This is a genomic window from Paenibacillus sp. FSL F4-0087 (assembly GCF_038020215.1).
GTDB classification, from domain to species: Bacteria; Bacillota; Bacilli; order Paenibacillales; family Paenibacillaceae; genus Paenibacillus; species Paenibacillus taichungensis.
Genome location: NZ_JBBODJ010000001.1, coordinates 5720729 through 5743185 on the forward strand (window position 1 = coordinate 5720729; position 22457 = coordinate 5743185).

The window sequence follows — 22457 nt, forward strand, 5'->3', positions numbered from 1 at the left end:
CAACGGTTTTTTATATTGTGGTAATGGAAAGACGGCAAAGAAACTTTTGAAAGTCTAGCCTTTCGGGATCTTCCGGTAGCTGGAAGGGGAGAATCCCGAAATCTTCTTAAAGAGTCGGGAGAAATAATAGGGATCGCTGATGCCCACTGTAGAGCTGACTTCCTTGATGCTCATTTCGGTAAGATCCAGAAGATGACCTGCCCGCTGAATTTTGAGCCGTAGGAAATATTCAATTGGAGCGACTCCCGTTTCAGAATTAAACAGAAAGATCAGATGCTGTTTCGACACCCCGACATGATTAGCCAACTCCGTAAGAGAAATAGAGCCACTCATATGAGCATTCATGTATTGAATCGCCTGTTCCAGATAAGTTTCACGTTTCTTCTCTTGTGCCGATTTGACGGCATTTAAACCAATTCCGGAGAGCAACTGTCTTGTAGTTTGGGCCACATGTACATGGGTAGTCAGGGCATATGTCCGCTCGGCCAGCATTTCATAGGTGGGTGCGAACCATTCCATTAAACGGGCTTTGCCGCTTGGGGATAAAGCGAGTGATGCGTTAGACAAACCAAACATCTTCACCAATTTATTCGCATGGCTGCCTTTGAAATGAAACCAGAAGATACTCCATGGATTTTCCTGCATTGCCCCGTAACGATGTGCAGTTTCGGGTGGAATTATTATCATATCTCCTTGCTGCATGAGTATTCGTTCTCCATGATTCAACTCAACCCATCCTTCTCCCGCTTCGCAAAAGATGAAAATATGCGAGGGGCTACCTTCCAGGCGCTCCCTGAAATGATATTGAGCGTTAGAGAAATAGCCGATGTCCGTAATAAATAAGGTAGAGGTTAGTTCCTCTTGTTCCAATTCTTTCATCCAGTATTCTGGAAGTACATATAGCTTCTCCTCTAGAAATCCTTCACGCTTGCGTATGTGGTCAGGACTCATTCCAGTTACCCCCATAATTCATAATCCGAATAAGAATATAATCCATCACTTCCCGCATTTCGTCAATTGGAACCTTCCTTGACAGAATATACAGTATAACTATCAAGACAAGGGAGGCAGTTCTAACATGAAGCATGAGGCTGTGGATCACAAGCTGAAGGCGGATCCAACCGGATCCAGTCAGGTACAAGTGTGGGAGACAAACGTGTTGATACCTACATATGAGGCGGGTGAAGCTGACCCAAATCCTATGTTTCTGGAGAAAAGAATCTATCAGGGAAGCACCGGCCGTGTGTATCCGCATCCAGTGATCGAGAGTATCTCGGATGTGAAGCATGATAAAAATTACAAATTGGTTATCCTGGAGAATCAGTATATCCGTATTGAGATCATGCCGGAAATCGGCGGTAGAATCTATCGTGCGCTTGATAAAACGAACAATTATGATTTTGTCTATTATAACCGCGTCATTAAGCCTGCACTGGTGGGCCTTGCTGGTCCTTGGATATCCGGAGGAATTGAATTTAACTGGCCACAGCATCACCGTCCTAATACATTTGGTCCGGTTGAATACAAATACGAAGCAACTGGTGATGGCAGTGCTACAGTCTGGGTTAGTGAGATCGACCGGATGTACGGTACAAAAGTCACTGCAGCCTTCAAACTCTATTCGGATAAGGCCTATGTGGAGATCCAAGCTCAATTATACAACCGGACACCTGAGCCGCAGACCTTTCTGTGGTGGGCAAATCCGGCCGTAGCGGTTAATGAATATACGCAATCCGTGTTTCCTCCAGACGTAACGGCTGTATTTGATCATGGCAAAAGGGATGTCTCGCGTTTTCCTATCGCTACCGGAACTTATTACAAACAGGATTACTCGGAAGGCGTTGATATTTCCCGGTATAAAAACATCCCGGTTCCGACTTCGTACATGGCTTATAAATCCGATTATAATTTCGTCGGCGCATACGATCACGGCGTAGAAGCCGGATTGCTGCATGTGGCGAATCATCATATTTCTCCCGGCAAGAAGCAATGGACGTGGGGGAATGGGGAGTTCGGTCAGGCGTGGGACCGTCAATTGACCGATGAAGATGGACCGTATATTGAACTCATGACTGGAGTGTACACAGACAATCAGCCTGACTTCACTTGGCTACAACCCTACGAGGAGAAGACCTTTACCCAGTATTTCATGCCATACAAAAACATCGGTGTCGTAAAAAATGCCTCCATTGAAGCAGCCATCAATCTGGAAGTTGATGCTGAAGCCGGAGAGGCAGTGATCAAGGTATATGCAACATCTAAACTCGAACATGCCGTTGTGGAGTTGAGTGGGGCGGCAACCCGGTATTTGCAGGAAACGGTTGAATTGTCCCCTGTAGATGTATATCAAAAGGTAATTCCGCTGGAGAGTGGGGAGCAGGAGCATGATTTGAAGCTTTTGGTTCGAAATAGGGAAGGCAGAGTCCTGATTTCCTATCAACCGAAACGTCCGGATATTGAACAGATTCCTGAAGCTGCTAAACCACTGGCAGCACCAGAAGAACTGGGTTCGACCGAAGAACTGTATCTGGCAGGCCAGCATCTGGAGCAATATCGGCATGCTACGTTTGAGCCTGAAGCGTACTATCTGGAAGGATTGAAGCGGGATAACGGTGATATCCGGTTGAATGTAGCTTATGGAACTTTACTGCTTCGTCGTGGATTATATATAGACAGCGAACAGTATTTCCGCAAAGCGATTGAGCGGTTGAACTGGCGAAATCCGAACCCATATGACAGCGAGGCCTACTATCAGCTGGGAGTAGCACTTCGTGGTCAAGGCCGTTTGGAGGAGGCTTTTACTGCTTTTCACAAATCGGTATGGTCGGCAGCGTGGCAGGATGCAGGGTACTTCTCCCTTGCTCAGATTTCCAGCTTGAAAGGCCAGTACACTGAGGCTCTGGAGCATGTTGATCGTTCACTCATCCGCAATTCACGAAACTATAAAGCACGTAATCTGAAAGCCGCCTTGCTGCGCAAGCTTGGTCTGATTGATAATGCAAAGGCCTGTGCGTTTGAAACCCTTGAATTGGATGTTGCGGATTTTGGAGCTTATAATGAGTTGGCTTTGGCTCATACAGCTATGGGAGACAAGGATGCTGCACAAGGTATTCTGATTGAATTGCAGCAATTGATGAGAAATGACGCCCACAACTATCTGAATGTCATCGCAGACTATATGGACAGCGGTTTCTATGAAGAAGCCATTGGAGTAGGGAAAAGCATAGTGGACCTGGAGAATTCAGTCTACCCGATGCTGCATTATGCACTAGCTGAATTATATGAACGTACCGGACAACATGAACATGCTCAAGAAGCTCGTCGTAAGGGACAATTGGCCAACCCAACCTATTGTTTCCCGAACACCTTGTATGAACTTGAGCTGCTGGTAAGTGCAGTTCATGCTAATCCGAAGGACGACAAGGCTCATTACTATCTCGGAAACTTTTATTATGACAAAAAACGGCCTATCGAGGCGATTGCGAGCTGGGAGAAGTCCCGCGAACTGCGGGATGATTTTCCGACGGTACACCGAAACTTGGGGTTGGCCTATTATAATAAACACAACAATCCGCAAGCGGCCCTAGCTTCGCTTGAACAGGCCTTTGCTTGTGCACCGGATGATGGTCGTATTTTCTTTGAACTGGATCAGCTGCGTAAGAAACTCGCGTGGTCAATAGACAAACGCCTCCATATTCTTGAAGAGAGGCGAGATCTGGTTGAGAAGCGGGATGATCTGTATGTGGAATACGTAACCCTGTTAAACAATCTTGAACGTTATCAAGAGGCAAGCGCTGCCTTGTCTCGGCGCAATTTCCATCCGTGGGAAGGTGGAGAGGGGAAAGTGCCCGGGCAATATAAGTTGGCTCATACCGAGCTTGGTAAACAAGCGCTGCAAAACGGTCATTATGAAGCAGCAGCTCAGCATTTACAACAAGCATTAGTCTATCCGTTGAATCTGGGAGAAGGTAAGTTGGAAGGAACTCAGGAGAATAATATTTATTATTATCTCGGCATGGCCTACGAAGGTCTGCAGCGGGAATCAGAAGCCATCGCTAGTTACACCATAGCTTCACAGGGTCTAGCTGAGCCGACAAGTGCGTTGTTCTACAACGATCAGCCGCCAGAAATGATTTTTTACCAAGGGTTGGCCTGGTTGAAGCTCCGTAACGTGAAGGAAGCTAAGCGTCGTTTTAATAAACTGATCGATTATGCTGAAAAGCATATTTTTGACGATATCAAAATGGATTATTTTGCGGTATCTTTGCCAGATTTCCTGGTATTTGATGATGATCTGAACCGGCGCAATGTAATCCATTGCCGGTACATGAGGGGGTTAGGACTTCTGGGGCTAGGCCGTGACAAAGAAGCCGGAACCGAACTTGAGTTGGCTCTGGAAATGGAGCCTAATCATCAAGGGGCAATGGTTCATAGACGGTATTCCCGGCGACTGCGCGAAGGATGTCAACCTTAATGCTCCATCATCAAAGAGATGTAGAGATATTGTTCATTGACTGTATTACAAAGAATAAACCTGTATTGCTAAAAACAAAAAGGAGGGTGTAATGATAATGGATGTAGGGCGTAGGGAGTTGCCGCGCAAACTGACCATCACGATGTGGGATTTTTCCTGGTACACCATGACCTTACCGGGAGAACACTATAGCGACCTTGAGGCGAGATTTAAGGAAGCGGTGGAGAGGGGCTATAATACGATCCGAATCTGTGCGATGCCCTTTTTATTGTTCACGGCGGAAGGCAAGCGGCCGGGTCCGTTACACTTCGGCAGCCTTGGAGAGATCGGGCAGCGGACACGCTGGTATAACTGCCGGGGCGGCGCCGAGCTGGATGGACATGCGCATTTACTGGAGTTGTTCAGACAGGCCAAGGCCCATGGCTGTTATATCATCTTGTCTTCTTGGGAATATCAGCAGAGCCCCAGCTTTCTGGCCTTTCCCGGGTTGCGCGATGAACTGGCTGCCATAGCTCCCGAGGAGCGATTTATGGCTATTGCGAGATCCATGGATCAGCTTATCCGGTATATAAAAGCGGAAGGATATGACGAACAGATCGTCTACACAGAGTTGCATAATGAGGTGGAGTTCGGGCAACTGACCGAGATTGGAAACGCTCAAGGCATTGCTCAGTCCAATGTACCGGCACTGGTGGAAGCCATGCAGCCTTATATTGAAGAGGCCGTAGGTTATCTTAGAAGTGTCCACCCGGATATCCTGATGACAGCAAGTTATACACTAAATGAAGCCTATCCCAAATCCTATGTAGCGGGAAATTTACAGGTTGCACATTTCCATCTCTATATCAAAGGGGTATTGAATGAATTAACCGAAGCGGCTGGAATTGATGATAAACATACGCCTTTTCCCGGCTCATTCGTCCAATCGCTCCTGCGAGAGGACGCGCCTGCATTTGAAGAGTATACGCTACCGCGTGACCAGGAATGGAGGATGGATGGAAATCCGGTAGGGTTAAGACTGCTCTATCTTCATGACTGGGTGGAGCCCGATAAATGGGATCTTTTTTTATACGACAATTATAGTAAACATAAGCTGGCTATGCTGCAAAAGGTAGATATGCGCTTCGAGGAAGCTCACGAATGGGCGGCTCATTCTGGCCTGCCGGTCGTTATTGGGGAAGGGTATGTTGGGTACACGCCGTTGTTAGCGGGATTCGAAGAGGGGCCTATAGGGAAATTTATTGCAGAGTACGCGCTGCGTAAAGGAATGGCTCTTGGCTTCTGGGGAATGACTCTATGCTCCAACTGTGCACCACATCATCCTTTCTGGGACGATGTCGCCTGGCAGCAGAAATGGAATCGATATATTCTTGCATCGCAATAATTGTTATGTTGGCAAGAATTGAATTTTATGTTCTCTTCTTTTTAGAAACGTCGTACATCATAGTGAATACTTTACTATATCCGTATACTACGACTAAAGGAAGAAAGTAAGAAAAGAAAGTCCAATAGATGTTCCAGCCATTAAAATATATAACTCTACCCATCTCCTTAGCCAACCATTCGATCAGCGTTAATGTAAAAGATGTGATTAGAATTGCTAGCCATGACTTCGTATTTTTTTCAAGAATCACGTAGATCATGAGGCACCCGGCAATAGGGTATATACCTAAGTCGAAAGGGAGGCCTGCATATGACTGGTTGTGAGTGTTTGGAAGTATATTCCAAAAGAAATTAAAACCCACACCGTTTAGACAAGAAGAGGTGGCTACTCCCAGCGGATAATAAGCTAAGAGGATGTTGACGTTTCTGCGTAGAATCCAACCACCAATTAAGATGGGGATAACCAAACCAAAAATGACATTCCCCAGCATCAAATCACTCCCATAAGTTTTCATCTGAATAATTTCTTATTATTAACCAAATTTAAAATTTCATAAGGGATGCATCTCACTTTTGTATTAGCAGGCTAGCCAGAATCTTCTGGTTGGCCTTTTTGTCGATTGAATAACGTGGTACTAGATGATAATGTGAAATAAGGGCGAAGTTTCCTCATTGGGGAAATATATTATTTGAATCGAGGTTTTGAAAATGAGGGTAAAACGAATTGTCACCAATATTAATACACAAAACGTTCCAGCAGCAAAAAACTTTTACCAGGATGTGCTTGAACTAGATTTATTGATGAATCATGGTTGGATTGAAACATACGGATTACTTGGGGAGGAGAACGTTCAAATAAGTATAGCCACACAAGGTGGCTCAAATACATCTACACCTGATCTTTCAATTGAAGTCGATGATGTCGATGAAGCGTACGAACGCATGAAAAGCGCTGGTTACACAATAGAATATGATCTTACGGATGAGCCCTGGGGAGTTCGTCGATTCTATGTCCGTGATCCATTTGGTAAGTTAATCAATATCCTTGCTCATATACATTAAATCAGATGTCAGAGAGTGTGTACAAGCAGAGTTACTGTTTAAATTAAAGTTCTTTCTTTAAAAATTATTGTATATTGGTTTGAAGTATTGGCATTCTTTTCTCGGATGTTATGATTAACTAATAGTCGCAAATTCAAGGTGTACAATGACAAAATTGAACCAGAATCATCGCCAATGTGGTACATAAAGCTGCTGAGGTGTGGTGCTGAAAAAAGTTCGCTATCATAAAATGAGAACTATACCAAAAGCTATAAAAGAGTAAAGCTTTGGATACTAAATCAAGTATTGTCTATTGTATAAGAGCTGAAAGATCTGAATAATTATATAGGTACACATTTTCCAATGTGCAATGATCCACGTTTGTGTCCAAGGTAAAAGCAGATTATTCATCACTATTAACGGGGGGAACTAAGAATGATGAATGTTTTGTTGGTGGATGATGAGCCATGGGTACTTGAAGGTCTACGAACAATGGTAAATTGGAATAAATACGGTTTTCAAATTTGTGGAGAGGCAGAGAACGGAAACGCTGCTTGGTCCATTATTGAGAACCTTCGGCCAGACCTGGTGTTTACAGATATTCATATGCCATCAGTGAGCGGACTTGAACTGATTGACCGTTCGATACAAAATCTAGCCAAACCGCCGCGTTTTGTCATATTAAGCGGATACGATAGCTTCGATTATGTGAAAACAGCGCTGGAACAGCGTGTGGAGGATTATTTACTCAAGCCCATTGATGAGGTTGAGATTGAAAACGTATTAGAACAGATGAGTCGTAAAATTCAGAATGAGCTTATCTCGGAGAAGCTGTATCAACATGAGCGTAATTTATATGTAAACTGTTTGTTCAACCGTCTGTTTGAGGGTGAGGACAGCAGTGAACTGCAAGCCGAAGTGGAAAGTATATTGCAAATGGAGGGTCATGAGAACATGGCCTGTCTTTTAATTGAGGCGGATACTTGTAATGCGGACATACAATCACACGTACAGCGTTTTGCTAGCGCTCCTCACTACGAATTTTTTATGGATGCTGACGGAAGAATGGGTGTATTTGCTGCTGAAATTGAAGATTCCCTGAGTTGGCTTGAGAGGCTAGGGAGAAACCTGTTTGAGATGTACTCCGGTCATGCATCAATCATAGCGGCATTTGGATATCACTCAGGTGGAGTAGTCGCTATGCGGGCGGCATATGAAAAAGCATTTTCTGCCTTGAAATGGAAGCGTTATCAAGAAGAGAGTGGCATTATTTGCGATCAAGACTTGCCAAGGAATGGTATCATGGCGACTGTGAACCAAAAGACTTTAACTAACCTGTTTAATACCATTTTAACGGGTGAAGAGGGCGGGATCGAGAGAGAGGTAAACGAGCTGCTTGCAAATCCAGGTTCAGGACTGCCTGTGTCGGATATAGAATATGTTCGGGTACAATTACTTGCCCTTGAGATGGGAGTTCTCAAGCACCTGAAGGAGCTGGATGGGGATGTAGACAGGTTTAAGTTGCAGCTACAACATATGTTGGGCGGCTTAACCGACATTGATTCCTATCCTGCATTTCGGGAATATGCACTGGTATTAAGTATCAACGCTTTGAGAGCTCTGCAGGAGCAGCGAAAAGAAAAGGAATGCAGCACGATTTTTCGTGTAGTGCAGTATGTTAACCATGAGTTTCGGCAGAAGCTGCAGCTCCAGGAACTTGCACAGAAATTTCATATGAATGCCAACTACTTGGGGCAAGCCTTCAAACAGCAGACTGGCAAGTCTTTTCGGGAATATCTGAATGATAAACGGATCGAGGAGGCCAAGAGACTATTACGTCAGAGCTGTTCCAGCATAGCCGAAGTTGCGGTCAGTTCAGGGTACCCCAATGCTGACTATTTTGTAAGTCAGTTCAAGCGAATGACGGGTATGGCTCCTTCTACTTACAGAAAACAATCATAGGCCTGATATGACAAGTAACAAATGAAGGATGGCGATGGAAGACATGTTTAGGAAATTCCGATTTCGCGGTATCGTGAACGATATTCCTTTGAACTACAAGTTTATACTGATATACGTTATTGGTATTTTGCTTCCAATCATAGCAAGCAATTATTTGTTCATGGATCGTATGTCAGGGCTGATCAAGGAGCGGGAAGAACAAAATTTGCAAATTTCGCTGGAGCGAGCCAGAAAGGACATTCACACCATGATTGACGGGGGGGTCGCTGTCAGTCACGCATTAATCACGGATAAGCTATTGTCCGAATCCATGGATCGTGTATACAATGGTCAACTGGATTTTTACAATACGTTCGATGAACAGCTTCGCCATCGGGTGACTTCCTATATTCCCGTGAACAATCAGATTCAGCGAATTGGCATCTACACGGATAACCCAACCATTGTCTCAGGAGGGGATTATTATTATCTGGACAGCTCAATGAACACCAGTACCTGGTTCAGGCAATGGGAAACGTCAGGGGAGTCACTGAGTGTGCTTGCATACCGCGATAAGGCAGCAAATGATCGCGCGGCGATCTCGTCGTATTTTAGCGTAATTGAAAAAATGGACTATTATAACTCGGACAACTCTTACAAGAAGCTGGTGCGCATTGATTTTTATCTTAATCGATTCTATGACGTTATTGCGAGAGAGAAAAGTTCGCTGGATCTGTATTTGGTCAACGCCAAAAATCAGATTATCGTATCCACAGATGACAAGTATCAGGGCGAGGTCGATAGTGATTATGCGTTATTCAATATGAGCAAGGCATCGGACAAGGATCTACATATCGTTCCAATTGGCAATGCCAGCTATGTGAAAGGTTGGAAGCTCATTGGTGTGCCTCAAGAAACACGTGTCAAACAAGCGATGCTTTCCATGAAGCTTTATTTTGGCATGCTCGCTGGTATCATTACCTTGGTTACCTCTATCTTTATCTATGTCGTGCTGCGATCATACAATTATCGAGTAAAACGCCTTTCAAGACATATGCAAAAGGTGGGTAACGAGAAATTTGATCTGATCAACATTGATGGTGGAAAGGATGAGATAGGCCATCTGATACGTAATTTCAACATGATGACCGCTCAGATCCATTCCTTAATCAATAATGTGTACAAGCTTGAAATTCAACAGCGGAGTCAGGAGGCTGAGCGTATTCGTGCTGAGCTGAATTTGCTGCAAAGCCAGATGAATCCCCATTTTTTATTCAATACACTAAATGCGCTGTTGGTGGTTAGCACCAAAAACAATTATGCGGATGTCAAGGATATTATCAAGGACTTATCCAAGCTGCTTCGCCGTTTATTGAATTGGAAGGACGATTTGGTCACGCTGGAAGAGGAAATGAGTTTTACGGTCATGTATCTTGGAATTGAGAAATTTCGTTTTCGAGACAAGTTTGAATATTACATTGATATTAGCGATGAGGCGAGGCAGTATAGAATTCCCAAAATGAGTATCCAGCAATTGGCTGAGAATGCTTGCAAACATGGAATTCAGGCTATTGAGGGACTCGGCTATGTGAAAATTAAAGCGGAAGTTGTGAGCGAGCGCCTGCGAGTCGTTGTATCTGATAATGGTAAGGGCATGGATAAGGAACGCTTACAAGAGGTTCTGTACCATATGCGGAGCAAGGAGGAGTGCGGAGGGAGTCATATTGGCATACGTAACGTATATCGCCGTCTTGAGTTGTATTATGACGATAAAGTGGATTTTAACCTGGTGAGCATAATAGGTGAAGGGACAGAGGTTTCCTTCGAAATTCCATTGCAACTGCTAGAGCATCAGGATAAAGAAGGAGGCAGGGACAATGGCATTTAAAGTACTGTTGATTGATGACGAGCCATTGGCGCTAGAGGGCTTGCAGCTGTGGATTCCATGGGAAAGTCTTGGCTTTGAGGTATGCGCTTTGTGCAGCAATGGTGCGGAAGGATTGCAACGAATGGAAGAGCAAAAGCCAGATCTTGTCGTGGTTGATATTCATATGCCCATTATGAATGGACTGGAAATGATTGAAGAATGGCGTCGTAGAGGAAACTGGTTGACCAAGTTCATTATACTTACGGGGTACAGCGATTTTGAGTTTGCACGAAAAGCGCTTAAATTCAAAGTTTCCGGTTATCTGTTAAAACCATTAGATGAGGAACAGGCGGAGTCCGAGATTCGTACAATGGGCATGGAACTGCTAAAGGAGCAAGAGCAGCTATATATTGGGCAGATTGCATGGAGAGAGCAGGAAATTCTGACGATGAAGGAGGCTTTATTAGGCAAAGTGCGATCTCCAGAAAGTACTCAACTAATTCAGTCCCTTTCCCAGTCAGCTGAATCCTGGTGTGTATGTCTGGTTCAGGTATCCGAGAAAGAGTTTGGCCAGTGGAGTAGTCTTGCTTCAGAAGTTCTGAACGGCAAACATGTCATTTATTTCATTCGTATGCGAAATGATCTCGTATCCATTGTGTTCGGCGATGTTTCCTCCGGACCGCTGAGAACGAGCGAGAATTTAAGAACATTATTAGAAGGACTGGCTCGCCGTCTGGCGGGCTTTCGTACATATATGGCGATTGGCTCAGCGGAATCCTCTCTTCATCGAATCAGCAACTCCCGAATAACAGCAGAGAAGGCATTGCTGCACGCCTTTTATGAAGCGGAAGTGAACAGCATAATGGATTATGCTGATCTTCAGAACCGTGATTTTCAAAGACACAACAAACAGGTTGAACTGATTGAGCGAGTACTCGGAGCACTTCAGCTCATTGATTACGCCAATTACCAATCCGCTGTGGAGTTTATGGAGCAATCGTTTCGACAGATGAGGGTCCATCCGGATGAGGCTCGAAAATTTGTCATTTACCTTCTTCATGAAATTCGGGCCTACGTGAGGTCGCAAATGGCAGAAGATTCAGAGAATTACCGTTTGTTCGAAATTCCGGATCTGGATGAAACACTGTTAACCTTTGATGATTTGATTGGCATGTTGCGTTCGTGCGGAAGAGTCTGCTTTGAGATTTTGCTTAAAGAGAGCGTCTTCGAAGCACAGGGTATTGTACAGGATATTAACGATTATATTCATGCGCATTTCCGCGAGGGATTGACCATTAAGTTGCTTGCAGAGCGTTTCTTCCTGCATCCAGCTTACTTGGGACAACTGTTGATACGAAAAAATGGAATCGGCTTTAATGAACTGCTTCATAACCTGCGGGTTGAAGAGGCATGTCGATTGCTGCATATGAATCAGTACAAAAATAGCGAAGTCTCGGAAAAGGTTGGATACGCTAATTACCATCATTTTTTAAAACAATTTGAGAAACGAATGGGCATGTCTCCTAACGAATATAAGAAAAACGTCTAGCGATGTATCTTCAAAGAAGCCCATTTCGATATTTTAAGAAAACCTGAGGTTTTCTCGGAAAGAGCTATAATTCGAATATAGTTTCCATGAAGATGTAAATTTATAATTAAATTATTCAAATGAAAGGGCTTTCATATAGTGAGATCAAACTTTGGAGGTGCTTTATGGGGGACAGTAAGAAATCATTTTTCCGTATGGGGGCAACGTTGTTATTATCATTGAGCGTTGTGCTAGCAGGTTGCTCAGGTAGCAATTCAGGCAGCGGAGAGGAGAGTAGTAAAGGTAGTGAGGTGGGGGCTGATAGTCCGTTAGAAATCTCGGTATTCCTGAACGAGGCCGGACAGCAGCCAACCGCTGACAACAAGATTTACAAAAAAATCAAGGAAGAGCTCGGCGTTACATTCAAATTCGAATTTCTGGCTGGTGACAAGAACCAAAAGCTCGGCGTCATGATCGCCGGTGGAGATTATCCGGATCTGATCTCAGCCGATACCAAACTTACGGCAGCCGGTTCAGTCATTCCGCTTGAAGATCTGATTGAAGAACACGCGCCTAATTTGAAGAAGCATTACGAGAAGTACTGGAATCAAATGAAGGACCCGAATGATGGACACATTTACTACCTGCCAAACTACGGTGCATACAACGGCGAAGTGGCGGATACCTACTACAGCGGACCTGCCTTTTGGATCCAAAAAGCCGTGTTGAAAGAGTTCGGTTATCCGACACCGAAGACACTGGACGAATACTTTGACTTGATCGCGAAATACAAGGAAAAGTATCCAACCATTGACGGCAAACCGACAGTCGGTTTCGAGGTATTGAACTATGATTGGAAAAACTGGGGCTTGCTGAATCCGCCGCAGCATTTGATTGGTCATCCGAATGATGGTGGTGTGGTCGTCAACGACGGCAAGGCAGAGATCTTTGCGGACAAGGATTATGCCAAGACGTACTATCAGAAACTAAATGAAATCAATGCACAAGGCTTGCTGGATAAGGAAGCGTTTGCACAAAACTACGACCAATATATGGCCAAATTGTCCAGTGGGGCAGTACTCGGCATGTTCGACCAACACTGGAATTTCGGCAGCGCGGAAGATTCGCTCATAACGCAGGACAAAATTGAACGCACTTATGTGGGATTCCCGCTCGTGTATGACAGCAGCACCAAAGACTATTATCGTGATCGCGCAGCGCTTAACCTGAACAATGGCTTCGGTATTACCGTGAGTGCCAAAGACCCTGTGAAAATCATTAAAGCACTCGACAAGCTCATGGAAGAAGATTGGCAAAAGACACTCACTTGGGGCATTCAGGATGAAGACTATTACGTCAATGACGAAGGCCGTTTCATGAAAACCCAAGAGCAGCGCGACAATGCCGCAGATGCGGCCTGGAAACTGGCCAATAAAGCAGATGCTTTCTATGGAACTGCACCGAAAATGGAAGGTTACTTTAGCGATGGCAACGCCACTTCGGCAAGCAATCAGCCGGAAGAATACCAGGCCAGCTTGAGACCGTTTGATAAGGAAGTTTTGGGCGCTTATGGTTTCAACAGCTATGTCGATTTCTTCAGTGCTCCACCAGAGAATCCGGTGACTTACCCTGCTTGGTCTGTCGATCTGGTTGAGGGATCTCCAGCCAAGATTGCCAATACGAAGTTGAACGAATTATCAACCAAATATTTGCCGAAAGCGATTTTGGCTAACACGTCTGAATTCAGCAGTGTATGGAGCGAATACGTTTCCGAAATTCAAAAGCTGGATATTAAAACGTATGAAGATCGTATCAATGAAGTCTTGAAGTGGAGAATCGATAACTGGTCTGTGAAATAAGAAATTGTTGTCGGGAAGGAAGGTTACCTTCCTTCCCGATTTTTTTGAAGAACATATCGCTGGACGTTATTCCTTTCAATAAAGATGGATAGGGGCCTGATATTATGGAGGAAATTGTAGTGGGTACCAAGCCGCTCCGCCCGAAGAAAAAACCAAAAATGAAGCGGATTACCTGGCAAAATATCAAAGCACAGAGACAGCTCATTTGGATGTCTGTTCCTCTGCTTGCGTACATTATCATCTTTGCTTATGTGCCTGTCTGGGGCTGGACGATGGCTTTCCAGGATTACAAACCGGCCAGAAGTTTCTCGCAGCAAACGTGGGTAGGGTTTAAGCATTTTCAATTTTTGTTTACCGATGACAATTTCTTGCGTGTGCTCCGCAATACGCTGGCCATGAGTATCATCAACATGATTTTGGGTTTCGTTACCGCTATTGTTTTGGCATTGTTACTCAATGAGATCAAGAAGGTCATGTGGAAGCGGACGGTACAAACCATCTCTTATCTTCCTCACTTCTTATCATGGATTATCGTGACCGGCATCGTAGCGACATCGCTTGCTTCTGACGGCATTATCAACGATATCCTCATGAGACTGCACCTCATCAACGAGCCAATCTTGTGGCTGACGGAAGGAAAGTATTTCTGGGGCGTTGTGGCAAGTTCTCATATTTGGAAAGAAGTCGGGTGGAGCACTATTATTTATTTGGCGGCCATGGCCTCGATTGACCCGGCACAGTATGAAGCTGCCGATATTGATGGCGCCAATCGATATCAAAAAATGTGGAATGTCACCTTGCCGGGAATCAAGCCTACCATTGTCATCCTGTTGATTATGTCGATTGGACATATTCTGGAAGCCGGCTTCGAGGTTCAGTATTTGCTGGGTAACGGATTGGTTGTTGACTGGGCGGAAACGATTGATATCTTCGTGCTCAAATACGGGATTGCACAGGGCAACTATTCGCTCGCAACTGCAGGCGGAATATTTAAGACCGTTGTCAGCATTACGATGTTACTTGTAGCGAATTGGACCGCCAAGCGGCTTGGGGAAGAGAGGCTGTTATAATGACGAAAAAAACACCATTGTCTGGTTTAGGAAATACAGCGGCGCTTTCCGTTCGCCGCCCGGGTGGCAGAGGCATGGAACCGTTTCTGTTTAACACCTTTAATACCATCTTCATGGTGCTGCTGGTGATTGTGACGTTATATCCATTTTTGAACACGATTGTGGTTTCATTTAATGCAGGGAATGACACCATTCGAGGAGGCTTATATTTGTGGCCCCGCGATTTCACCCTGCAGAATTACAAAGCCGTATTTGCATCAGGCACCATTTATAATGCATTTTTGATTTCCGTTGCACGTACAGTACTATCCACCGTTCTGAACATTTTCTTGACCACCATGCTGGCTTATACGTTGAGTCGGCGCGATTATATTTTCCGCAAGCTGATTACGACCATTTTTGTGCTGACGATGTATTTCAATGCCGGGCTAATTCCGGGGTACTTCCTGATGAAGGATCTGCATTTGATTAACTCCTTCTGGGTGTATGTTTTACCATCGCTGATTAGTGCGTTTAACCTGATCGTTATTCGTACCTATATTTACACGATCCCTGAAAGCTTGATTGAATCAGCCAAAATTGATGGAGCAGGCGACTTCAGAATTTTCTGGAGAATTATTTTTCCACTGTGCAAACCTGTGCTAGCGACCATTGCGCTCTTTGTCGCAGTCGGCGCGTGGAATTCCTGGTTCGATGCTTTTCTATACACGTCATCACGTCAAGAGCTCAGTACACTGCAATACGAACTGATGAAGCTGTTGTCTTCCAGTATGAACGCCAACAGTAATCCTTCCGTTGCCAACGGCGTGGGGGTGGAGCATTCCACACAGGTAACGCCCATTTCGATTCGTGCTGCAGTTACGATTGTCGCTTCTGTTCCGATCTTGTTGGTGTATCCGTTTATGCAAAAATACTTTGTCGTTGGACTAAATGTAGGGAGTGTGAAGGAATAGATGAAGCAACTCCAAGCTAATACCATGTGTTATGCCAACCCGATTCTTCCCGGATTCTATCCGGATCCCAGCATTGTGAAGGCGGAAGAGTATTTTTACCTCATTTGCAGCTCGTTTGAATATTTTCCCGGCGTGCCGATCTTTCGGAGTCCGGATCTTATTCACTGGGAGCAGATCGGCAATGTACTGGACCGAATCAGCCAGCTGGATTTGACCGGTCAGAAGAGCTCGGACGGCATTTATGCTCCGACACTGCGTTACCATGAAGGTATATTTTATATGATTACGACAGATGTAAGGGGCATCGGGAACTTCTATGTTACGACAACCAACCCTGCCGGACCATGGTCCGATCCAATTTGTATTCCCTATGGGGGGCATTGACCCCTCGCTGTTTTTTGACGACGATGGCAAAGTGTACGTGACCGCCCAACAAGGTGCCGATTACGATTCTCATGCCATCCAGTATGAGATCGACATCGCTACAGGTGAGGCTCTCTCTGAACCACAAGTTGTCTGGCATGGAGATGGAGGGCCATGGACCGAAGGGCCACATCTGTACAAAATCAATGGTCTGTATTACATGATGTCTGCTTCTGGTGGGACGGCCAAGGAGCATCGTGAGATCATCGGCCGAAGCGATCGACCTTATGGTCCGTTTGAACGCTATCCTGAGCCGATCCTGACCCATCGCCATCTGGACCATCCGATCCAGTATTTGGGTCATGCCGATCTGGTGGAGGATCACCACGGAGAATGGTGGGCCGTATTCCTTGGCGTGCGTTTGACAGAGGACGGATATAGTGTGCTTGGACGTGAAACGTTCCTCGCCCCGGTCGTTTGGAACGAGGGCTGGCCCCACATGGACAACAATGAAGGAATAGTGAGTCTGGACATGAAGGTCCAGCGATTGCCAATGACATTACCTTCTTTGCCCGGGAGCCATACTGCTATCATTGTCGGCCGGGACGAATTCGACGGAGAACTCGGGCCACAATGGATGTTTGTGCGCAACCCGACAGAAGGATCATGCTCGCTTACAGAAAAACCAGGTTTCTTAACGTTGTATGGTCAAGCGGGAGGTCTTGGGGACGTAAGTGAGATTACGTTTGTTGGGCGCAGGCAGCAGCATATTCATGCCAGCTTTACAACCTGCCTGACATTCATGCCAGTTGCGGATGGAGAAGAAGCGGGACTGTGTGTTCGCCGGGATGAAGATGCACACTATGAACTTGGCATAAGACGGTCAGAAGGCCGCAATCTGATATTTGCCCGTCTCACGGTACGCGGAGAGTCGGAAATCGTGTATGCGGGCGAGACTGAAGCGGAGCAGCTGCTTCTCCGGATCGAATCGACGGAGAAGGAATATAGGCTGACTTGTTCCGAGGACGGACAGAACTGGACAGCCTTGGGTTCAGGCTTGGCAAGAGCATTGTCCCCAGAGGATTTTGTGCATAAAATGTGCTTTACCGGAGCGGTGGTCGGACTATACGCTACAGGCAGTGGTAAGGCAAGTAGCACACCAGCCCATTTTAATTGGTTCGAGTACTCGGTCTGATTCAGTTGCTAATAAGTCAATGCGAAGAAGGAAATTTAAAGGAGGGAAATTATGGGTTCGTTTCGAGAAGAGGCTTCACTGAAGGAATTGTACAAGGATGCATTCCACATTGGAGCAGCAGTGAGTCCGAAGACGATTGACAGCCAACGTTCATTGCTTGCATATCACTTCAACAGCCTGACGGCAGAAAATGAAATGAAATTCTCCAGTGTGCATCCACAGAAGGAACTGTATACGTTTGAGGATGCAGATGCCATCGCTTCCTTTGCCAGAGAGCAAGGCATGGCGCTGCGTGGTCATACGCTGGTCTGGCACAACCAGACTCCGGATTGGTTGTTCGAGAATGAAATTGGCGGACTGGTGGAGCGCGATGTATTGCTGGAGCGATTTAAGGCACACATTGAGACCGTCGTTGGCAGATATAAGGACGTTATCTATGCCTGGGATGTTGTAAATGAGGTTATTTCTGATGATGCGGATGATGCAAACGCATTCCTGCGCCCATCCAAATGGCTGGATATCGCCGGAGAAGGTTTTATTGCCAAAGCGTTTGAATTCGCCCATGAAGCAGATCCGCAGGCATTGTTGTTCTATAACGATTATAACGAATCTGATCCACATAAGCGGGAACGCATCTATCGGCTCGTCCGTTCATTACTCGATCAAGGCGTGCCGATTCATGGCGTTGGCCTGCAGGCACACTGGAATCTGTATGATCCGTCCATGGATGATATGCGCGCAGCAATTGAGCGGTATGCGCAGCTTGGACTGCAGCTTCAGCTCACCGAACTGGATGTATCGGTATTTCGCTTTGAAGACAGACGTACAGATCTCGTTCAGCCATCGCAAGAGATGCTGGAATTGCAAGGCGAGCGATACGAATCCATCTTCCGCCTTCTTCACGAATATAAGGAGCATATTAGCGCTGTGACATTCTGGGGGGCTGCCGACGACTACACCTGGCTTGACAATTTCCCTATCCGAGGGCGGAAAAACTGGCCATTCCTGTTCGATGAGTTGCATCGTCCAAAGGAAGCGTATCAGCGTGTTGCGCGAATCACTGTACCCAAGTGACGTGAAACGGATCAATATTGTTTCGTTTAACCCATAGCATCTCGATGAGATACTCGGGAGTACATATCTATTGGAAGGAGCCATTTGTATGTCCGAAATAACTAAACCGCATCAACCTATAGTTACCCATATATTTACTGCTGATCCGTCAGCGCATGTATTCGAGGATCGTATTTATATTTATCCCTCCCATGATCTGGATCACGACGGTCCGGTGAATGACAATGGAGATCAGTACAAGATGGAAGACTATCATGTGCTGTCTATGGCGGACATGAATTCACCCGTGACGGACCATGGCGAAGCGCTGCATGTGAAGGATGTCCCTTGGGCATCCAGTCAAATGTGGGCTCCGGATGCCGCATACAGAAAAGGCATCTATTATTTGTTTTTCCCGGCTCGGGACCATGATGGCATTTTCCGCATCGGCGTGGCTACATCGTCTTCACCGACAGGACCGTTCAAACCGGAGGAGCAATATATTCAGGGCAGCTTCAGCATTGATCCCGCTGTGTTCGTGGACGATGATGAGCAGGCTTATATGTTCTTTGGCGGGTTGTGGGGGGGACAGTTGGAGAAATGGCAGACAGGAAGCTACGTGGAACTTGCGGAGGGACCTGCTCCAGATGCTCCGGCGATCGGACCAAAAGTTACAAAGCTGAGTGAAGATATGCTCTCAATGGCTTCGGAACCGCTGGAGATATCCATCGTGGATCAGGAAGGAAATCCGCTGACTGCTGGGGATGAGGAGCGTAGATATTTTGAAGGCCCTTGGATGCACAAATATAACGGGAAATATTATTTGTCCTATTCCACAGGAACAACGCACAAGCTGGTGTACGCCATTGGCGACAATCCGATGGGTCCGTTTACGTTCCAAGGTACCATTTTGCCGCCAGTCATGGGCTGGACAACGCATCATTCGATTGTACAATTTCGGGAAAAGTGGTATTTGTTCTATCACGATTGTTCCCTTTCCGGCGGCGTTGATTACAAGCGCTGCGTCAAGTTTGCCGAGTTGACGTATAACCCGGATGGCACCATACGCATGATTGATCCGTATCCAGAGAAGTGATATGGATGTGAATGTGAACCTATGTCTTTTTCTCTGAAACAGTAAATTCTGAAGAGCCCTAGAGTGAATACAAATTTCAGGGCATGGTACGTTTTCCAAGAGGAAAAGGAACGAATTCCAATATAACCCTAGGTATATCCCCTCATGGTAGACAGTGAAACTCTAACACTGGATACCGGAGGGGATTTTATTAGGTCAGCGAAGAGAAGAATAAAGTTAGTAGTGCAGAAGAAAATGCTTAAAACTCCGTGCTATAGCACGGAGTTTTCCAATATACGAGCAGATTGAATGGGATTAACCTAGTTGCTGCGAACCATTAAACCACACGGATTTGATCGACAAGGTATCCAAAATATTCGTTGTTGGATCACCGTCTACGAGAACAAGGTCAGCACGCGCTCCTTCGGTAATACGGCCGCGATCGTGAAGACCAAAGCAACGGGCTGGTTTCGAAGTAGCCGATTGAAGAGCTTCGATTGGAGTGAACCCGGCTTTCACTAGCAACTGCATCTCGTGGTGGACACTTGCCCCATGAGCAAGGCCTCCGAGGTTCGGAACGGGAACTGGTGCGACATCTGTCCCTACCAGAATATCAACTCCAGCACGGTGAAGGTCCATCACATTCTTAAAGCTATTCTCCATATTGCCTTGAGGGAACGTATTGAAGCTTGAGTTCAAAATATCAATCCAATCAGGGCTTAATTTGGAATGCACACGCGGATCATTCGCTAATTCGGATGCCGTATTTCCAATAATTGATGAATTCAACACCAAGCACGGTGTAACAAATGCGCCTGAACCTGCTATAGATTTCACTAACTCGGAGGTGTACTCGGGTCTGTCGATGAACAAGTGGCCCAAACCGTCGACTCCAAAATCGATGGCTTGTTGCGATGAAAGAGCCGTCAAGACGTGGGCGATGACCAGCTTACCCGACTTGTGGGCTTCTGTCACGGCTGTTTTTAGAATCTCGTCACTTAATACAGGCAGTCCAGGTGCACCCATGACCGTACCTTCTTCAATCATGATCTTAATATAGTCGGCCCCATTCTCGACTTGGGTATGCACATGTTTCATCGCTTCTTCGACTGTTGTCACTTGCGGTATTTCATCGTGATCGTGAGCGTATGCGGCTAACATTGCTTCCCGGTCTGCCTCTGATAACTTCTCTAGTTCCTTTAATACGAATTCAGGTATTTCATCTCCATCCGGCAATAATTCATCCGGATGACCACCCGGAGCGGTGATTGCTGTGCCAGCAGAACGGACATCTGCGATGTCATTCACATTTTTCAACTGAATTTCGCGCCCTCGTTTAGTAAAATCACCGTTCATTTCGAGTTCAGTGGTAACGCCGAATTGTAGGGCATCTCGTAATCCGCCGATGGAAGTGTGGACATGTGCATCAATCAGACCAGGCATTAGAGTCGCATTATCTCCATCGATAATCGTTGCATCGGCTGGAAAGTCTCCACCGACTGAAACAATAGACTCCCCTTTAATGACAACATGTCTTGATGAAATGATTTGCTCCCCATCAAAGACACGTACATTTGTAATCGCCGTAACTTGTTCTAACGCAGCATTTTTATTTATCTTATCCATTTGAATTCCTCCCAAGTGTTTCTTTCTCGAACAATTCGAATCATAACTGTTAGTCTTCTAACTGTCAACTAGCTAATGTTTTTTTGACAAGCCAAGAGGATCGCAGTATAGTTTATATACTTACAATTAGATTCCTAACAATATCAGGAGGGGAGATTATGAAATCCCGAAAGGAAACACCTTATCTGGATTTATTTCAGATTATCGGTCTTAAGTTAAAGAAAAGAGCGGACGAAAGTATAAAAGAACTAGGGCTAAACGCTCAACAAGGAAAAGTAATTGATTATATTTACGAAAACCAAAATAGTCATATTATTCAAATGGATCTTGCAGATCGATTTCATCTAAGTCGGGCCAGCATTACAAGTATGCTTCAAGCTCTAGAGCAGAAAGGGTTCATCGAGCGTAAAATCCCGGCCAATAATGAACGGCAAAAAAACATATACGTATTGCCAAAGGCGGTTGAATTGATTGAAGACTTCCAAGAGTCTTTCCAAAAAGTGGAGGAAGAAATCGTTCAAGTCCTTTCTGACGAAGAGAAGCAAGTATTAAAGAAATTGTTGATCAAAATCAATGAGACGATATAAAGAAGAAAAATTCCTGTGAAATGATGGCTGATTAAAAGGTTTTTGCCCCACTGAAAGTCCCTACCTGAGATGGCTTTGAAGGAAGAATTAAGAGAGGGAAGACTAGTTGCTTTACCATGGGATTTATCGGATGTATCCTTTTCCGCACAGATGCTCTGGCATCGTGAGAAATGGATTTCTCCATCAATGGCTGCCTTTATTGATATCGCAAAGAGTGAGTTGAAAACGTTGGGGTAAAAACATGATCATCTAGAAAGTCGCTAAATTAGCGATTTTAGTTCCATGGCCCAACTTAACATGAGAAAAGCTGTATTTATTAGTAAGTGTTCATTTGGATCGTTTAACTAAGCCCGTGTATGGAACCACTGAACAGTGGTTTCATACACGGGCTTTTTTTATCTTTAGTTACTGTTTTGAAATACAGATTAAGAATGAACTACAA

The 22457-nt window shown here is 45.3% G+C and carries 17 protein-coding genes and 1 pseudogene; 15 read left to right on the plus strand and 3 right to left on the minus strand.

The features are described 5' to 3' along the window. Nucleotides 1-54 precede the first annotated feature (54 nt). Complete coding sequence (locus MHB84_RS26320) at nt 55-951, minus strand: AraC family transcriptional regulator (RefSeq protein WP_076289327.1); 897 nt, start codon at nt 949-951, stop codon at nt 55-57. 127 nt (nt 952-1078) lie between these two features. Here MHB84_RS26320 and MHB84_RS26325 point away from each other — a divergent pair, with 127 nt between their 5' ends. Further along, complete coding sequence (locus MHB84_RS26325) at nt 1079-4474, plus strand: tetratricopeptide repeat protein (protein WP_076289328.1); 3396 nt, start codon at nt 1079-1081, stop codon at nt 4472-4474. Between the two features lie 97 nt (nt 4475-4571). Then, nucleotides 4572-5858, plus strand: a complete 1287-nt coding sequence (locus MHB84_RS26330; RefSeq protein WP_076289329.1) for a cellulase-like family protein — start codon at nt 4572-4574, stop codon at nt 5856-5858. 25 nt (nt 5859-5883) lie between these two features. Here MHB84_RS26330 and MHB84_RS26335 read toward each other — a convergent pair whose 3' ends face one another. Beyond that, nucleotides 5884-6348, minus strand: a complete 465-nt coding sequence (locus MHB84_RS26335; protein ID WP_076289330.1) for a CBO0543 family protein — start codon at nt 6346-6348, stop codon at nt 5884-5886. A 217-nt stretch (nt 6349-6565) separates the two neighbouring features. Between MHB84_RS26335 and MHB84_RS26340 the strand changes: the two genes are divergently transcribed. The 11 genes and pseudogenes from MHB84_RS26340 to MHB84_RS26390 all read left to right on the plus strand — a co-directional run bounded on the left by MHB84_RS26340 (nt 6566) and on the right by MHB84_RS26390 (nt 19823). Next, nucleotides 6566-6919 carry a VOC family protein gene (locus MHB84_RS26340; RefSeq protein ID WP_076289331.1) on the plus strand — a complete coding sequence of 118 codons (354 nt, stop codon included), beginning with the start codon at nt 6566-6568 and terminating at the stop codon, nt 6917-6919. Nucleotides 6920-7333: 414 nt separating this feature from the next. Then, nucleotides 7334-8860: a response regulator transcription factor gene (locus tag MHB84_RS26345; RefSeq protein ID WP_076289332.1), complete on the plus strand. Its 1527-nt coding sequence runs from the start codon at nt 7334-7336 to the stop codon at nt 8858-8860. A gap of 43 nt (nt 8861-8903) precedes the next feature. Continuing rightward, nucleotides 8904-10727: a sensor histidine kinase gene (locus MHB84_RS26350; protein WP_076289373.1), complete on the plus strand. Its 1824-nt coding sequence runs from the start codon at nt 8904-8906 to the stop codon at nt 10725-10727. Beyond that, a complete protein-coding gene (locus MHB84_RS26355; RefSeq protein WP_076289333.1) occupies nt 10717-12255 on the plus strand; it encodes a response regulator transcription factor in 1539 nt (512 codons plus the stop codon). Before MHB84_RS26350 ends, MHB84_RS26355 begins: the two co-directional genes overlap by 11 nt. Before the next feature lie 164 nt (nt 12256-12419). Beyond that, entirely contained in the window at nt 12420-14093 is a 1674-nt protein-coding gene (locus MHB84_RS26360; protein WP_310853299.1) for a sugar ABC transporter substrate-binding protein, read from the plus strand. A 104-nt stretch (nt 14094-14197) separates the two neighbouring features. Beyond that, complete coding sequence (locus tag MHB84_RS26365) at nt 14198-15163, plus strand: ABC transporter permease (RefSeq protein WP_076288857.1); 966 nt, start codon at nt 14198-14200, stop codon at nt 15161-15163. Continuing rightward, nucleotides 15163-16116 carry a carbohydrate ABC transporter permease gene (locus MHB84_RS26370; RefSeq protein WP_076288856.1) on the plus strand — a complete coding sequence of 318 codons (954 nt, stop codon included), beginning with the start codon at nt 15163-15165 and terminating at the stop codon, nt 16114-16116. Before MHB84_RS26365 ends, MHB84_RS26370 begins: the two co-directional genes overlap by 1 nt. Before the next feature lie 24 nt (nt 16117-16140). Further along, nucleotides 16141-16915: pseudogene (locus MHB84_RS31445) on the plus strand (glycoside hydrolase family 43 protein); the annotation flags it as partial. Nucleotides 16916-17116: 201 nt separating this feature from the next. After that, complete coding sequence (locus tag MHB84_RS31450) at nt 17117-17674, plus strand: hypothetical protein (RefSeq protein WP_445322140.1); 558 nt, start codon at nt 17117-17119, stop codon at nt 17672-17674. A gap of 51 nt (nt 17675-17725) precedes the next feature. Continuing rightward, nucleotides 17726-18748, plus strand: a complete 1023-nt coding sequence (locus tag MHB84_RS26385; protein ID WP_076291419.1) for an endo-1,4-beta-xylanase — start codon at nt 17726-17728, stop codon at nt 18746-18748. Nucleotides 18749-18836: 88 nt separating this feature from the next. Beyond that, nucleotides 18837-19823 (plus strand): glycoside hydrolase family 43 protein, encoded by a 987-nt coding sequence (locus tag MHB84_RS26390; RefSeq protein ID WP_076291418.1) that lies wholly within the window; start codon nt 18837-18839, stop codon nt 19821-19823. Between the two features lie 294 nt (nt 19824-20117). On the opposite strand, the gene MHB84_RS26395 is transcribed toward MHB84_RS26390, so the two are convergent. Further along, entirely contained in the window at nt 20118-21428 is a 1311-nt protein-coding gene (locus tag MHB84_RS26395; RefSeq protein WP_076291417.1) for an amidohydrolase family protein, read from the minus strand. Nucleotides 21429-21586: 158 nt separating this feature from the next. Here MHB84_RS26395 and MHB84_RS26400 point away from each other — a divergent pair, with 158 nt between their 5' ends. Together MHB84_RS26400 and MHB84_RS26405 are read left to right on the plus strand one after the other, a co-directional pair. Next, a complete protein-coding gene (locus tag MHB84_RS26400) occupies nt 21587-22015 on the plus strand; it encodes a MarR family winged helix-turn-helix transcriptional regulator (RefSeq protein ID WP_076291416.1) in 429 nt (142 codons plus the stop codon). A 69-nt stretch (nt 22016-22084) separates the two neighbouring features. Beyond that, the gene (locus MHB84_RS26405) at nt 22085-22252 is read left to right on the plus strand and encodes a LysR substrate-binding domain-containing protein (RefSeq protein ID WP_246317927.1); all 168 of its coding nucleotides are present in this window, start codon (nt 22085-22087) and stop codon (nt 22250-22252) included. Nucleotides 22253-22457: the final 205 nt, after the last annotated feature.